General features: G+C 41.7%; 17 protein-coding genes. All 17 read right to left on the bottom strand.

The annotated features are described in order from the left end of the window. Window positions 1-4: 4 nt before the first annotated feature. Window positions 5-904, bottom strand: a complete 900-nt coding sequence (locus tag BQ7400_RS01130; RefSeq protein ID WP_072469168.1) for a hypothetical protein — start codon at window positions 902-904, stop codon at window positions 5-7. Further along, window positions 858-1,397 (bottom strand): type II secretion system protein, encoded by a 540-nt coding sequence (locus BQ7400_RS01125; protein WP_072469167.1) that lies wholly within the window; start codon window positions 1,395-1,397, stop codon window positions 858-860. Before BQ7400_RS01125 ends, BQ7400_RS01130 begins: the two co-directional genes overlap by 47 nt. Next, window positions 1,345-1,689: a prepilin-type N-terminal cleavage/methylation domain-containing protein gene (locus tag BQ7400_RS01120; RefSeq protein ID WP_034440088.1), complete on the bottom strand. Its 345-nt coding sequence runs from the start codon at window positions 1,687-1,689 to the stop codon at window positions 1,345-1,347. Before BQ7400_RS01120 ends, BQ7400_RS01125 begins: the two co-directional genes overlap by 53 nt. Further along, the gene (locus BQ7400_RS01115; protein ID WP_072469166.1) at window positions 1,686-2,108 is read right to left on the bottom strand and encodes a type II secretion system protein; all 423 of its coding nucleotides are present in this window, start codon (window positions 2,106-2,108) and stop codon (window positions 1,686-1,688) included. Before BQ7400_RS01115 ends, BQ7400_RS01120 begins: the two co-directional genes overlap by 4 nt. Beyond that, window positions 2,105-3,235 carry a hypothetical protein gene (locus BQ7400_RS01110; RefSeq protein WP_072469165.1) on the bottom strand — a complete coding sequence of 377 codons (1,131 nt, stop codon included), beginning with the start codon at window positions 3,233-3,235 and terminating at the stop codon, window positions 2,105-2,107. The genes BQ7400_RS01115 and BQ7400_RS01110 overlap by 4 nt, the downstream gene beginning before the upstream one ends. Window positions 3,236-3,244: 9 nt before the next feature. Further along, window positions 3,245-3,760, bottom strand: coding sequence for an SGNH/GDSL hydrolase family protein (locus BQ7400_RS01105; protein WP_072469164.1), 516 nt, complete (start codon window positions 3,758-3,760; stop codon window positions 3,245-3,247). After that, window positions 3,757-5,667 carry a threonine--tRNA ligase gene (thrS, locus tag BQ7400_RS01100; RefSeq protein WP_072469163.1) on the bottom strand — a complete coding sequence of 637 codons (1,911 nt, stop codon included), beginning with the start codon at window positions 5,665-5,667 and terminating at the stop codon, window positions 3,757-3,759. The genes BQ7400_RS01105 and thrS overlap by 4 nt, the downstream gene beginning before the upstream one ends. Window positions 5,668-5,929: 262 nt before the next feature. Then, complete coding sequence (hisS, locus tag BQ7400_RS01090; protein ID WP_072469161.1) at window positions 5,930-7,228, bottom strand: histidine--tRNA ligase; 1,299 nt, start codon at window positions 7,226-7,228, stop codon at window positions 5,930-5,932. After that, on the bottom strand, window positions 7,221-7,976 hold the full coding sequence (locus BQ7400_RS01085; RefSeq protein WP_180371935.1) for a TrmH family RNA methyltransferase: 756 nt from the start codon (window positions 7,974-7,976) through the stop codon (window positions 7,221-7,223). Before BQ7400_RS01085 ends, hisS begins: the two co-directional genes overlap by 8 nt. Then, window positions 7,969-8,622 (bottom strand): potassium channel family protein, encoded by a 654-nt coding sequence (locus BQ7400_RS01080; protein WP_072469159.1) that lies wholly within the window; start codon window positions 8,620-8,622, stop codon window positions 7,969-7,971. The genes BQ7400_RS01085 and BQ7400_RS01080 overlap by 8 nt, the downstream gene beginning before the upstream one ends. A 9-nt stretch (window positions 8,623-8,631) precedes the next feature. After that, window positions 8,632-9,972, bottom strand: coding sequence for a TrkH family potassium uptake protein (locus BQ7400_RS01075; RefSeq protein WP_072469158.1), 1,341 nt, complete (start codon window positions 9,970-9,972; stop codon window positions 8,632-8,634). Between the two features lie 60 nt (window positions 9,973-10,032). Next, window positions 10,033-10,386 carry a 50S ribosomal protein L20 gene (gene rplT / locus BQ7400_RS01070; RefSeq protein WP_072469157.1) on the bottom strand — a complete coding sequence of 118 codons (354 nt, stop codon included), beginning with the start codon at window positions 10,384-10,386 and terminating at the stop codon, window positions 10,033-10,035. Between the two features lie 12 nt (window positions 10,387-10,398). Continuing rightward, window positions 10,399-10,590: a 50S ribosomal protein L35 gene (gene rpmI, locus BQ7400_RS01065; RefSeq protein WP_034440104.1), complete on the bottom strand. Its 192-nt coding sequence runs from the start codon at window positions 10,588-10,590 to the stop codon at window positions 10,399-10,401. Between the two features lie 9 nt (window positions 10,591-10,599). Further along, window positions 10,600-11,154, bottom strand: coding sequence for a translation initiation factor IF-3 (gene infC / locus BQ7400_RS01060; protein ID WP_034440106.1), 555 nt, complete (start codon window positions 11,152-11,154; stop codon window positions 10,600-10,602). 120 nt (window positions 11,155-11,274) lie between these two features. After that, entirely contained in the window at window positions 11,275-11,901 is a 627-nt protein-coding gene (udk, locus tag BQ7400_RS01055) for a uridine kinase (protein WP_072469156.1), read from the bottom strand. Further along, window positions 11,894-13,129, bottom strand: a complete 1,236-nt coding sequence (locus BQ7400_RS01050; protein ID WP_072469155.1) for a peptidase U32 family protein — start codon at window positions 13,127-13,129, stop codon at window positions 11,894-11,896. Before BQ7400_RS01050 ends, udk begins: the two co-directional genes overlap by 8 nt. Beyond that, entirely contained in the window at window positions 13,122-13,766 is a 645-nt protein-coding gene (locus tag BQ7400_RS01045) for an O-methyltransferase (RefSeq protein WP_072469154.1), read from the bottom strand. Before BQ7400_RS01045 ends, BQ7400_RS01050 begins: the two co-directional genes overlap by 8 nt. Window positions 13,767-13,780 lie beyond the last annotated feature (14 nt).

Below are 13,780 nucleotides of genomic sequence, written 5' to 3'. Positions count from 1 at the left end.
GACTTTAGTTAAAATAATCATGGGGCCTTGATTGAATATTCTTTAGGGAGAGATGATAAAAAATAGGTGTTTTCATTCCCATAGCGAAAGCTGAAATCTTGCCATACTTGGCCTCTTTGACTTGCCCATCTCCCAAGATAGCCCCTTGAACAGTCAGGTCAGCATCCTCATCCGATAGGTAGAGACCATTTAATCTTCCCTGGCCCAAAATGCTCCCTCGGTTAATGAGAATCCCCCTTAAGTTGACAAGTCCCTCCAGCCTAAGTTCTCCCTCATTGACAAGGCAAATATCATCCCCATAAGTCCATTGGCCACAAACATGATCATCTTGGAGTAGGAGGTATTTCCCATCTTTATAGGTCAAAAGAGCACTGGTTCCTTGCTGAATATGGACCTTTTGCAGATCTATGCTTTGCCATCCTTGGGTCTCAAAGTCTGCCACCCCTTGTGAAAAATCCTGGGACCAAGTCGCCTTGGAAAGATAGGGCTTTTCCTCCATCCATTCCTGGTAAAAAAGATAGATATCCGCTATCTTCTCTATGTCCCCCTTTTTTACTTTCAAAGTTCCCTGGTTGTCCTTCCAGTTCCGGGTTTGAAAGTTTATCTCTAGGCCATCTGTAACCTGGTTTTGTTCATAGACAAGTCTACGACTTGCCCGATAGGCATTCTCTAAATCCTTCAAATGATCCTTTCCAGTCCATAAGTAGGTCATGCTTTCAACTTTTAAGTCCTCTTGGAAAAAATCCCACTTGTCCCGGTAAGAATTTTGGTATTGGCCGGTAATTTCTAGTAAAAAGCCGGCTATGGCCAAGACCATAAAACATATAAAAATCGTCAAGAGGTAGATAAACCCCTTTTTAACCTCCCTTAACCGGACATCTTTTGGCCAAAACTCTTTCCACATTTTTTCCCTCATTCGTCCTAATCCTTATCCTAAATTGTCTGGCTTCTTCTGTAATTTCAAAAGACTTTATGCCCTTACACAAGACATTTTTTCCTAGACTATCTACAGGCTTGTAATCTTCATAGGTCTTGTAGTTTGCCTTCCAGGCAACTCTTACCAACTGCCCCAACCTATTTAAGCTATAAAATACATAGTGGCCCTTGTATTTACTTCCTCCATCTTGAAAGTGACAAACTAAGTAGCGGGGCCTGCCTCCAATGGAAATTTTCCAAATTTCCTGGGCTGATAGAAATTCATCTTCTATAAAGTCTATGGCATAATAGACATTTTCATTGCTTTCAATGTGGTCTACAAGCTTCTTGCTTTGGTTTAAACTGGACCAAATGAAATTATAAATCACCCCAGCAACTAGGGAAAGAATGGCCAGGACCAGGACCATTTCAAGGAGTGTAAATCCCTTCTTCCGGTATATAACATTGCCATTGTCTTTCATCTTTCTCTCCCTTTAAGGTCCATTGGTAGAGGACCAAGCCGGTCTTCTTATCCAAAACTCGCTCTTTTAATTGGTAGTTCTCTCCCCTAACCTGGTAGCTGTCCTTGGGGCTTTGACCACTAAGTCTGGTTTCCACAACATCTCGAGCACACTGGATGACTGCTTCTTGCCTATAGTGGTTATCCACCTGCCTATAAATGATAGTAAATAGAGGCAGGAGGGCATAAATAATCAAAGAAAGAACCCCTAGGCTGAGAACCACTTCTATTAGGCTAAATCCCGATTTTTTCACTCCTTCACCTCCCAGCGAACCTGACCCGTTACCGGGGCAACCACCAAGGCATACTTGTCATGTTTGCCCTTAAAGTCTATGGTTTGCGCCGATTGGTTGTCCGGCCGTCCATTCCTGGTAAAGACCAAACGGATTTCCTTGGCTTGGTCCAAAGAAATTCCCTCTCCATACTTACTTTGGTAGACTTCTTCCCCCTTCTTCATCAAATGGTAGGCATTTTCTTGAAAGACCAGGGTCATAGTCCTTGAGGAATCCAAGGCCAACCGCCTGGCCTTGATGGTGTTGATGCAAATTTCTTCTATCTTTCTTTTTTCCTTGTATTTTTGAATATAGGAAAATCGTGGCAGGACCACCGTCAACAAAAGAGATAAGATGGCCACCACTACAAGGACTTCCAATAAACTGTTTCCCTTTTTCATTGGTAGGCCTTAATTTCAATGACATCTACAAAGTCTTGCTTTTTAACTTGAAAGTCCAGTCCATAGACCCATTGACCCGACCAGGCTTCCTTGTCCCATAGAAAGGCTGCATTTTCTCTTCCGTCCTTGATATAAAGGACCCAGGTATCCGGAAGCCCGGCAACCTGGCAGGTTAAAAGTAAGTTTTGAATTCTTACAGGCTCAAAGGTCAGTCTGAGAACTCCCTCTTCTCCCCTTTCGTTTAAGTAGGAAAAGGCAAGATTCTCTTCCTCTCTTAAGATGGGGTTTAAAAACCGTGGCCCTTCCAGGTTCAAACTTTTAAACTGTACATTTGCCTCTGTATTTAAGAGATCTTGACTCCAAAGGCTCATGGTTTGTAATTTAGTCTCTTGGTCCATGGGCTTGTAAGTTTCTTGAATCTTAAGGGGGCTCTCTTTGACTTGGGCCTTAGGCTTGGATATCTTCTTTTCTGGACTTGTAAGATTTTTTGCCTGGACCCTTGTCTTTAAGATTTTTCCTTGTCCTGTCGTCTGGGGCTGAGCTGAAACTTGGCTAGGATTTTGCCCCATTGCTGGACTAGGGCTCTTGGTCTCCACAAGGACCAGGCCCTTGGCCTTTTCTGGATCCACTGGTTTTGGACTTGCCTGGGCCTGACTGGGAAGGGGATCTTCTTTACTAATTTGTTTAAACTTCAAGGGAAAGTGAATTTTGACTTCCATATCAGCCCAATCTCCCTTTACTTCAATTTTTTTCTCTTGAACCTCGTAGTTTTTTTCTAAAAAGCGAATAAAGGAGGCTAGCTGGTCCTTTTGCATCTTTAAAGAAAAGTCGACTTCCATGGTCAGATGGTCTTCTTCCACAAAAGACCGGCCTAATTCCTGGTAGTTTTGAACCTGGGGATTGGCCTGGATTTTATGTAAAACAGATGAAATGTCCTCTTCCGTATATTTTTTCTTAGGCCCTTCTAGCTGGCTACTGTCTTGCCTTTCTTTGGCATAAATAGTCTCCTCCAAGGGTCTGGCAAGAAATTGCAGGTAGAGAAAAACTAAAATTACACAAAAAAAGACGATAAGAAGAGTTTTTTCTCTTCTCGTCGTCGTTTTTAAAAAGTCTAATAACTTTTCCATTTCATCCCCCTAAAAACTCCATTCTTTCAAAAATACTTCTGCCATTTTTCGAGAGCCTTTTTTGTTTGGATGGATTTCATCAAAAAATAGATTGGAATCATACGGAGTAAAGGCATGGAAGAAATCAATCAACTGATTTCTTGGAAAGGTTAATAAAAGCTCGTCATGAAAGAAGCTTAACTTGTTTGAAAGATTTTGATACTCAGCTATTTCCGGATTCGTTGGTGTCGGAATTCCAAAGGACGCCCGGACTCCCTGACTTGTTAAATAGGAGTCTATTTCTAAATAGGCCTTGACCAGGGACTCTACAGAGCCCCCGGAATCAAAGTCATTAGTCCCTCCCATAACAAAGACATTGGTGGGCAAGGGTCCTTCTTGGATGCGGGCCATAATATCCCTAATTTTGGCTCCATTCACACCATAGTTATTTATATCATAACCCCCATTCCTAACAATGTCAATCCACTTGTCTCCCGGTCTTAAGCCAAAACCATAGGTCAGGCTATCTCCAAAACAGGCAATCATTCGTAGACCTTGTCACGGATTTCTTTTTCCAGGTCTTGGATAAAGTCTTCCAGTTTTACATCTTGCTTTTCAAGGCCATTTCGACCACGAACAGAAATGGTCTTGGCTTCTACTTCTTTTTCTCCTAAAACAAGCATGTAGTTGACCTTGTTTAATTGGGCTTGACGAATCTTATAGCCAACTTTTTCAGATCTTTGGTCCAGGTGGACTCGAAGGCCCGCTTTTTTCAATTGGTTTTCAACTTCTTTGGCATAGTCTGCAAATTTTTCAGAAACCGGAATGATTTCAACTTGGACTGGAGACAACCAAAGAGGGAACTTCCCTGCATAGTGCTCAATAAGGATACCCATGAAACGTTCAATGGATCCCAACAAGGCCCTATGAAGCATAACAGGTTGAGACTTACCACCATTTTCATCAATATAGGTTAGGTCAAAGCGTTCCGGTAATTGGAAGTCCAATTGAATAGTTCCACATTGCCAGGTCCGACCAATGGCATCTTCCAGGTGGTAGTCAATCTTTGGTCCATAGAAGGCTCCATCCCCTTCATTAATTTCATAGTCCATATGGTTGGCTTCAAGGGCTCCTTTTAAGGCTTCAATGGCCAGGTCCCATTGTTGGTCTGTTCCCATGGAATTTTCAGGTCGAGTAGATAATTCTACATGGTATTTAAATCCAAAAGTATTGTAGAGGATATTAGCCAATTCAATAACATCTGTTACTTCTTGTTGGATTTGTTCCGGCAAACAGAAAATATGGGCATCATCTTGGGTAAAGGTCCGGACCCGGAAGAGGCCGTGAAGGGCTCCGGATAATTCGTGGCGGTGAACTTGGCCGAATTCAGAGAGCTTTAAGGGGAAGTCCCGGTAGCTATGGGGAGAATTTTTATAAATTAGGATAGAACCTGGACAGTTCATCGGTTTAATGGCATAGTCTTCCCCATCAATTTTTGTAAAATACATGTTGTCCTTGTAGTGGTCCCAGTGGCCAGACCGGTGCCAGAGGTCTTCATTTAAAATCATAGGAGTCCGGATTTCTCCATAGCCCTTTTCAATTTGAATGTTTCTCCAGAAGTTTTCCAGTTCATTTCGGATAATCATTCCCTTGGGATGGAAAAATGGAAAACCAGGTCCCTCTTCATGCATGGAGAAAAGATCCAATTCTTTTCCCAATTTCCGATGGTCTCTCTTTTCTGCTTCTGCCAATCTTTCCAGGTAGGCATCCAGGTCTTTTTTCTTTTCAAAAGAAATCCCATAGATTCTTTGGAGCATCTTCTTGTTTTCATCTCCCCGCCAGTAGGCCCCGGCAATGGATAAGAGTTTGGTTGCCTTGATTGGCTTAATTTCTTTTAAATGGGGTCCCCGGCAAAGGTCTACAAAGTCGCCAATCCTATAGAGGCTGATTTCTGCATCTTTGTCCAAGTCTTCAATGAGTTCTATCTTGTAGGACTGTCCCTTTTCCTTGAAGAGGTCCAGGGCTTCTTGTCTGGAGACTACTTCTCTTTCTACAGGATAGTTTTCTTTGACAATTTTTTTCATTTCAGCTTCAATTTTTTCTAAATCATCTGGAGTAAAGCGATGGTCTAAGTCAATGTCATAGTAAAAGCCTGTATCAATGGCTGGTCCAATGGCAAATTCCGCTTCCGGGAAGAGTCTTGAAATAGCGTAGGCCATAACGTGGGCACTAGTGTGCCAAAAAATTTCCTTCCCTTCCTTGTCTTCAAATTTTACCACCTTGAAATCACTGTCCTCTTGAATGATTTCTTGCTTGCCCATCACTTTTCCATTGACAACGGCCCCTAGGGAAGCCCGGTTAAGGCCTTCAGAAATGGCAATTGTCCCTTCTTCTACAGATGGATTGTGGTCAAAGTCTTTGACACTTCCATCGGGTAATCTTAATTGAACCATAATAACCTCCATTTTCTCAAAATAAAAAGGTACCCCGTCCAAAGGACGATGGGTACCGTGGTTCCACCTTTATTTATACTCAATGACGGTAACGTCGTCAGCGCCTTTCATTAAAAGGTGCTCAGGGGTGGTCTTCGCATAAATTCCCTCTATTCTTCCACCAGCCGAATAGTCTCTATAAAAAGAACTTAGGTTACTCTTCCCGTCTTCGCAATATACAAGAATTATACTAGACAATCCCTTTTTTTGCAAGGGTAAAATCCTACTTTAAAAATTCAACCAAGCCTTCGCGAGAAAGGAGTTCTTGCTTTCCACTTTCCATATTTCTCAAGGCGTATTCTTTTTTCTTGGCTTCTTCTTCTCCCAAGATGACCACATAAGGAACCTTGATGGAATCGGCATACTTAAACATCTTTTTCATCTTTGGCTTTTCGCTGTAAACAAAGGAAGAAATTCCTCCCTTTCTTAAGACTTCAACCAATTCAATTCCATCTTGCAGGTAGCCTTCCATGGGTAAGACCAAAACCTTAGCTGCTGAAGCAGACTCTATTTTTAGCAGGTTTTCTGCCTTGAGTTGGTAAAAGAGCCTGGATAAGCCAATGGACATGCCAACTCCCGGAAGGTTCTTGTTGCTATAGTGTTGGGCCAGGTGGTCATAGCGCCCCCCTGAACACACGGAGCCAATTTGTTCGTGTCCATTTAGGGTGGTTTCAAAAACCAAACCTGTATAATAGTCCAAGCCCCTGGAAATCTTGGTGTCTATTTGAATGGATTTTTCATCCACTCCATAGCTCCCTAAAAGGTCTACAATTTCCTTAAATTCTTCAACGGCTTCTTGGTAGGCCGAACTTTCTTGGGCCAAACTGGATAGGTAATCCAAAATTTCGTGGTTGGATCCCTGAATGCTGACGAACTTTTTCAGCTCTGTAATTTGCTCTTGGTCCAGATCCAAGTCTTCCAGTAATTTTTCAACCTCTTCCCAGCCAATCTTGTCCATCTTATCCAGGCTTCGCAGCACGTCTGTATGCTTTTGAATGCCTAAAAAGTTGAAAAAGCCACTGAGGATTTTCCGATGGTTCAGGTGGATGGTAATGTCCTTCAGACCCAGATCTTGGAAAACCCGGTAGATAATGGACACAATTTCTGCATCATTGCTATAGTGGAGGTCTTCATCTCCAACAATATCAATATCACATTGGTAGAATTCCCTATAGCGTCCCTTTTGGTTTCTTTCTCCTCGATAGACCTTGCCAATGTGGTAGCGCCTAAAGGGAAAGCTCAATTCACTATAGTGTTGAGCCACATACCTGGCTAGGGGAACAGTCAAGTCAAACCGCATGGCCATGTCTGTCTTTCCCTTACTGAGCTCGTAAACTTGTTTTTCAGTTTCTCCGCCCCCCTTGGCCAATAAAACTTCCTTTTTTTCTAAAACCGGGGTGTCAATGGGGGTAAAACCAGCCTTTTTGTAGTTTTCTTCAATAATTTCCTTTAATTTTTCAAAGATTAACTGGTCTTCCGGTAGTAGTTCAATAAATCCCGGTAAAATCGATGGCTTAATCATTCCTCTTCCTGCCTCCTCTTTTGATATAGCAATCATACATGCAGATAGATCCTGCAACATTTACATTTAAAGATTCCATGGACTTTTCCATAGGAATGGTTAACTTCTTGACGCGGTCTTTCAAGTCTTGACTTACCCCATGGGCTTCATTTCCTAAAATTAAAATCGAATTTTCCTCCCAGGCATAGTCATCCAGACCTTGACCCGAAAGGTCTGCTGCCAAGAGTTGGTGAGAAGTAAGGACCAAGAGGGCCTCGTGACTAAGCTGGTAAAAGGGCAGCTTAAAAAGAGCACTCATAGTTGACCGAACTACTTTTGGATTATAAATATCCACGCAATCTTCGGACAACAAAATCGCCGAAACATTAAAACTGACTGCACTTCGAATCAAGCCACCTAGGTTGCCCGGATCTGAAATCCCATCTAAGTATAAAACCAGGCCTGGGGGAAGTTTTTCCAGTTTCTTGTTCTCTATTTCATAAAGGGCCAAAATCCCCTGAGACTGAACCGTTGGAGCAATTTGGTCAAAGAGGTCATCTTGAATCCTAGTGACCTTTAAAGCTGGATCCAAGGATCCTTGGTAGCTTTCTTTGATGTAGACTTCCACAGGCTCCTTAATGGTTCGAATCTCCTCCAAAACCTGGGGCCCTTCCACTAGAAATTGACCATATTTCTTTCGACCCTTGTTTTTGGCCAGGGCCTTTAATTTTTTTAGACTTGGGTTGTCCTTGGACGAAATTTTATTCATGGCTTTTTTCAATCTTATTGATTTGCTCATTAGACCCGATAATAACTAAGATATCCCCCTCCATTAATTTCAGATCACTGCTGGGCGAAACAATGATATCTCCCTTGCGTTCAACTGCAACCACGGTAACCCCATAGCGTTTACGAATCTTTAATTCCTCTAAATTAAGGTTGATCCAATCGTTATGAATTTTTTGTTCCACCATGGAATACTTGGGTGATATTTGGAAAAAGTCTAAAATATTTTTTGAAGTCAAGTTATGGGCTACCCGTCTGGCCATATCCCTTTCGGGATAAATAATTTTGTCTGCACCTATTTTTTTTAAGATATTTCCCTCTCTTAAAGAAGGTGCCTTGGCCAGGATATACTTGACTCCTGCCTCCTTGGCCAGCATGGTTCCCATAATGGCCGCTGTCAAACTTGATCCAATGGATATAATAGCCACATCGAAATTGGAAAGACCAATTTCCTTCATGGCCAACTCATCCGTAATATCGCATTGGATGGCCGTTGTAACATCATTACTGATATTCTTTATTTTATCATAATCTTCATCAATTACCAAAACCTCGTTGTCTAAATCCATCAGTGTTTGGGCGCAACTTTCACCAAAACGTCCGCAACCCATGACAATAAATGATTTCATAGTCTACTCCTAACCAATATAAATATTTCCTTCTGCATAATGAATTCTTTGCTTTTTAGATCTTCTTCCCAGACCCAGGGCAACAGTTGTGGGACCAACGCGACCCAAAAACATGGTCAGACTAATAACCAGCTTACTAGCCGTAGATAGACCGGAAGTGATATTTCTCGTAAGTCCTACTGTTGCAAAGGCTGAAACTGCTTCATAAAATAAGTCGAAGCTATTCTTTCCATCTTCAAAAACAACCAATAAAAAGGTCGTCATTAAAACTAAAAATACACAGATAAAAAACATGACAAAGGCCATACGAATGGTTCCTTGACCAATCTTCCTCTTATGCCATACAACATCTTCCTGGCCCCGAATACTAGCTAAAACCGTAAGAAAAATCACCATAAAGGTAGATGTTTTCAATCCTCCAGCGGTAGATCCTGAAGATCCACCAATAAACATTAAGAAGACCATGACCATGCTGGCTTTGGGGGTCATGTCTTCAATGGCAATGGAATTATAGCCTGCCGTTCGAGCTGTTACCGATTGGAAAAAAGACATTAGGGTCTTGTCCAGAAAGGATTTGTTTCCTAGGGTGGCCGGATTGGCCCCCTCTAAGAGTAAAATGGCAAGGCCACCAAAAAAGACCAGGGCCAAACTTGTTTCAATAACCATTTTACTGTGTAAAGACAATTTTTTAAATGACTTTTCCTCATAAATATCAATATAAACTTGGAAGCCCAGCCCCCCTACCATAATAAGAGCCATAATAATCAAATTCACATAGGGGTCCGATTGAAAGGAAACCAAAGAGTTGCCAAACAAGTCAAAGCCTGCATTACAAAAGGCGCTGATTGAATGGAAGATACTATAGCCTATCCCCAACTTAAGACCATAGCTTGGAATCAAGCGAAGGCTTAAAAGGATGGCCCCCATTCCCTCAATAACCAAGGTGAAAAGACAAAGCGCCCTAATTAGGCGAACAATCCCTGTTAGGGTATGGGTGTTCAACTGCTCCTTCAAAATAATCCTCTCCGATAGGCCTATTCTTCTCTTTAGAAACAAGTAAATCAAGCAAAGAAGAGTCATGGTCCCTAAGCCCCCAACTTGTATGCAAAATAGAATGACGAGTTTCCCAAAAAATGACCAAGTCTCCTTGGTATTTGCCACTACCAATCCCGTAACGCAAGAAGCTGAACTTGAAGTAAATAGGGCATTGACAAAGCCTACCGACTTACCATTGGCACTGGCTAGAGGTAGGGTTAATAATAGGGCACCTATTAAGATGAGACAAGCAAAGCTAATCCCTAAGATTAGGGGAGGGTTCCTTTTTAATTTTTCAAATACATTTAGTTCCACTCTTTTATTTCCTCGTTAATTAAAAATGAGCTCCCTAAACCTAGGGAGCTTGACTGGTCATTAGATATTTTCTTTGGCAACTTCTACTAGTTTAGTAAATGCTTCTGCATCATGAATTGCTAATTCAGAAAGCATCTTACGATTGATTTCAATGTTGGCTTTCTTTAATCCTGAAATAAACTTGCTATAGCTTAATCCATTCAAGCGTGCTGCTGCATTGATACGAGCAATCCATAGTTTACGGAATTCTCTTTTTCTTTGTTTTCTACCAATGTATGCATAGGTTAAAGAACGCATAACTGCTTGGTTGGCAGGACGGAATAATTTAGATTTTGCTCCAAAGTATCCCTTTGCTTGTTTTAAAATACTTTTATGTTTTTTCTTTGCATTAACTGCTCTTTTTACTCTAGCCATTCAACTACCTCCTTATGGAATCATGTGATCAATACGTCTTTGATCACTCTTGCTCACAAGAGATCCCTTACGAAGATTACGAATTCGCTTAGGTGATTTTTTACCAGTGATATGACTCTTGTATGCCTTAAATCTTCTTAATTTTCCTGTACCTGTGCGGCGAAATCTCTTAGCAGACGCACGGTGTGTTTTCATTTTTGCCATACATTCCTCCTATTTCTTATCCTTGTCTGACTTGGGAGATAAAAACATAACCATGCTTCGACCTTCCATCTTGGGTGCCTTGTCAACAACCCCTTCGTCAGCTATAAGTTCTACAAATCGGTCAAGGACCTTTCTACCAATTTCAGTATGGCCTAACTCGCGGCCACGAAAGCGTACAGATACTTTAACTCTGTCTCCGGCACTTAGAAAAGACTTCCCTTGATTGGCTTTTGTTTGTAAATCATGCTCTTCAATATTGGGTGAGAAACGTAATTCTTTTACGTTAATGACTCTTTGCTTCTTCTTGGACTCTTTTTCCTTTTTCATTAGGTCGTATTTGTATTTTCCATAATCCATAATACGACAAACAGGTGGTTTCGCACCAGGCGCTACCTTTACCAAATCAAGCTTAGCCTCATCTGCCAAATTTTGAGCATGTGCAATATCTACAACGCCGATTTGTTCTCCATCGGCCCCAACCAATCTTACTTCTTTGTCACGAATTGCTTCGTTGATTTGAAGATCTTTAATCTCTAAGCACCTCCATAAAATAAAAGCGGGCACACAAAGTACCCGCTAAGTTCATTTCTAAACATGTAACCTTAAAACTTTCATCGTAAGGTGAGAAGCGGTCCTTCTACTTGCCTGAATAGTATAACAAATTCTATCCATCCTGTCAAGAACTTATTCTCCTTGACTTAAAACATTTTTTATTTTAGTGACCAGTAAATCAATGGCCACCTTATTGTAGCCTCCTTCAGGAATGATGATGTCTGCATAGCGCTTGGAAGGCTCTACAAACTGCAAGTGGGCTGGCCTGACTGTAGACATATACTGCAAGATGATGGATTCAAGACTTCTGGACCTTTCCTTAATATCTCTTAAAATCCGACGGATAATCCGTACATCTGCATCGGTATCTACGAAAACCTTGATATCCAAAAGGTCCCGGATGGACTCTTCAGCCAAAATTAAAATCCCCTCTAGGATGATAATCTTGTCGGCCTTTAATTCTATGAAGTCCTTTTTGCGATTGTGGACCGTATAGTCATACTGGGGCATTTGGATGGTTTTCCCCATCTTTAAATCCTTTAAGTGGTCCACCAAAAGGGCCTCATCAAAAGATAGGGGGTTGTCGTAATTGGTCTTCATCCTTTCTTCCAAGGGAAGGTGGGATTGGTCCTTATAATAGCTATCTTGTTGGATTAAGGTGACCTTTTCTGCTCCAATTAAATCTATAAGCTCTTGGGTTACTGTGGACTTTCCACTTCCACTGCCCCCTGCAATACCAATCATCAATGGTTTATTCATTTGCCTCCACCCTTCTCCTGATATAGTAGCCCTTTTCTACAGGCTGGGAAACTTTCATTTTAAAAATCATTTGAGCCCGGTTGGCCACCTCAATAACCTGGTCCTCTTCATCCAGCATTTTCCCCACAACTTGCTGGAAGTCATGGCCATAGGGGCCAAAAATTTCCACCCTGTCTTCTGGAAAGAGGCGGTTTCTTTGTTCCACTGTGGCTATTTGACTGACCGGATCATAGTCTAAAATAAGTCCCACAAAATCATAGCCCCGGATGTAGGAATTATCTGTATAAACCTGGGCATCTTTTTTGGCTTCTTCATAGTAAAAACCAGTGGTGAAGTCCCGGTGACTTACTTTTTTCACTTCTTCAAGCCAATAGGGGTCAAATTGGAAGTGGTCTGGATCTTCTAAGAAGGCATCAATGACATTACGGTAGGCCCGGACAATGGTGGCCAGATAATAAGAAGACTTAACCCTGCCTTCAATTTTTAAACTTTTAATTCCGGCCCTTAAGACATCGTCCATGTGGTCTATCATACATAGGTCCTTGGAATTCATAATAAAACTTCCCTGGTCATCCTCTTCAATGGGAAAATACTCTCCAGGTCTGGTTTCTTCCACCAAATGATACTTGTAGCGGCAGGGCTGGGCACAATCCCCCATGTTGGCATCCCGGCCTGTCATATAATTACTCAGTAGGCAACGGCCAGAATAACTCATACACATGGCTCCGTGGACAAAGGCTTCCAGCTCAATACTATCTCCTAGGGCCTTGTGGATTTCTTGGATTTCTTTTAGGGAGACTTCCCGGGCCAAGACCACCCTGGTTACTCCCAGGTCTCGCCAAAACTTAATGGTGGAGCTGTTGGTAATGGAGGCTTGGGTGGACATATGGATCTCAATTTCCTTGGCCTTTTCGCGAATGCTGGTAAACATTCCAGGATCCGAAACAATTAAGGCGTCTACCCCTAGGTCTTGGAGGTCCTTTGCATAGTCCCCCACCCCTTCCATATCTTTTTCATGGGGGATGATATTCATGGTGACGTAAATTCTTTTCTTTCTCTCCTTGACAAAATCTACTGCTTCTTTGATTTGGTCCAGGGTGAAATTTTTTGACGCCTTTCTCAGGCCAAAGGATTCACCACCTAAATAAACAGCATCTGCTCCATAGAGAATCGCCGTCTTTAACTTTTCTAAGTCTCCTGCAGGTGCAAGTAATTCCGGTTTATACATCATTTCTCCTTACTAATAGAAAGCCATCCCCCAAAGGAATGAGGGTTTTTTCATACGCTTGGTCTAATTTCAATTCAGATAAAAGCTTTCTCAGGCGTTTAACAATGGTAATTTTCCGTCTCTTGACCAAGTCTTGGTTGCTGATCATTCCCCGAAATAAAATATTGTCAAAACCAATGACTCCATTTTTTTCCAAACGCTGGAGGGCCTTTTTAAAGTAAAAAGGATATTGACCCTTGGCAGCATCAATAAAAATAAAATCATACATTTCCTGGCTTTTGTCCAAATAATCAGCAGCATCTCCTTGAAATTGACGGACATTTTTGCAATTTGCCCGTTCAATATTTTCCTTGGCCAGGGCAAACATTTCTGGGCGAATTTCCACGGTATGAAGTTCTTGGACTCCCTTTATTTGACTCATCCAAATTGAAGAATAGCCAATAGCCGTTCCCAACTCTAAAATCTTACGAGGCTTCAAAGTATTTAAATAAAAGGATAAAAATTGTTTGACTTCTTCATCAATAATGGGCACGTGGTTGTCTTTGGCGTAGTCTCTTAATTCCCGACTCAAATCCGACGTTTCCGGGCTAAAGTCATCCAAGAAAGATTCAATATGGTCTTGTAAAATCTCTGACATGGTAAAAAAGAGAA

Origin of the sequence: Urinicoccus massiliensis (genome assembly GCF_900120405.1) — a bacterium.
GTDB classification, from domain to species: domain Bacteria; phylum Bacillota; class Clostridia; order Tissierellales; family Peptoniphilaceae; genus Urinicoccus; species Urinicoccus massiliensis.
The sequence above is the reverse complement of the archived record's forward strand: the minus strand, read 5'-3'. Positions and strand labels throughout refer to the sequence as shown.

Bases quoted from the DNA above. Each gene is read 5' to 3' on its own strand.
- BQ7400_RS01130 (WP_072469168.1), bottom strand. From the start codon at position 904: ATGTGGAAAGAGTTTTGGCCAAAAGATGTCCGGTTAAGGGAGGTTAAA.
- BQ7400_RS01125 (WP_072469167.1), bottom strand. From the start codon at position 1,397: ATGAAAGACAATGGCAATGTTATATACCGGAAGAAGGGATTTACACTC.
- BQ7400_RS01115 (WP_072469166.1), bottom strand. From the start codon at position 2,108: ATGAAAAAGGGAAACAGTTTATTGGAAGTCCTTGTAGTGGTGGCCATC.
- BQ7400_RS01110 (WP_072469165.1), bottom strand. From the start codon at position 3,235: ATGGAAAAGTTATTAGACTTTTTAAAAACGACGACGAGAAGAGAAAAA.
- BQ7400_RS01105 (WP_072469164.1), bottom strand. From the start codon at position 3,760: ATGATTGCCTGTTTTGGAGATAGCCTGACCTATGGTTTTGGCTTAAGA.
- thrS (WP_072469163.1), bottom strand. From the start codon at position 5,667: ATGGTTCAATTAAGATTACCCGATGGAAGTGTCAAAGACTTTGACCAC.
- hisS (WP_072469161.1), bottom strand. From the start codon at position 7,228: ATGATTAAGCCATCGATTTTACCGGGATTTATTGAACTACTACCGGAA.
- BQ7400_RS01085 (WP_180371935.1), bottom strand. From the start codon at position 7,976: ATGAATAAAATTTCGTCCAAGGACAACCCAAGTCTAAAAAAATTAAAG.
- BQ7400_RS01080 (WP_072469159.1), bottom strand. From the start codon at position 8,622: ATGAAATCATTTATTGTCATGGGTTGCGGACGTTTTGGTGAAAGTTGC.
- rplT (WP_072469157.1), bottom strand. From the start codon at position 10,386: ATGGCTAGAGTAAAAAGAGCAGTTAATGCAAAGAAAAAACATAAAAGT.
- rpmI (WP_034440104.1), bottom strand. From the start codon at position 10,590: ATGGCAAAAATGAAAACACACCGTGCGTCTGCTAAGAGATTTCGCCGC.
- udk (WP_072469156.1), bottom strand. From the start codon at position 11,901: ATGAATAAACCATTGATGATTGGTATTGCAGGGGGCAGTGGAAGTGGA.
- BQ7400_RS01050 (WP_072469155.1), bottom strand. From the start codon at position 13,129: ATGTATAAACCGGAATTACTTGCACCTGCAGGAGACTTAGAAAAGTTA.
- BQ7400_RS01045 (WP_072469154.1), bottom strand. From the start codon at position 13,766: ATGTCAGAGATTTTACAAGACCATATTGAATCTTTCTTGGATGACTTT.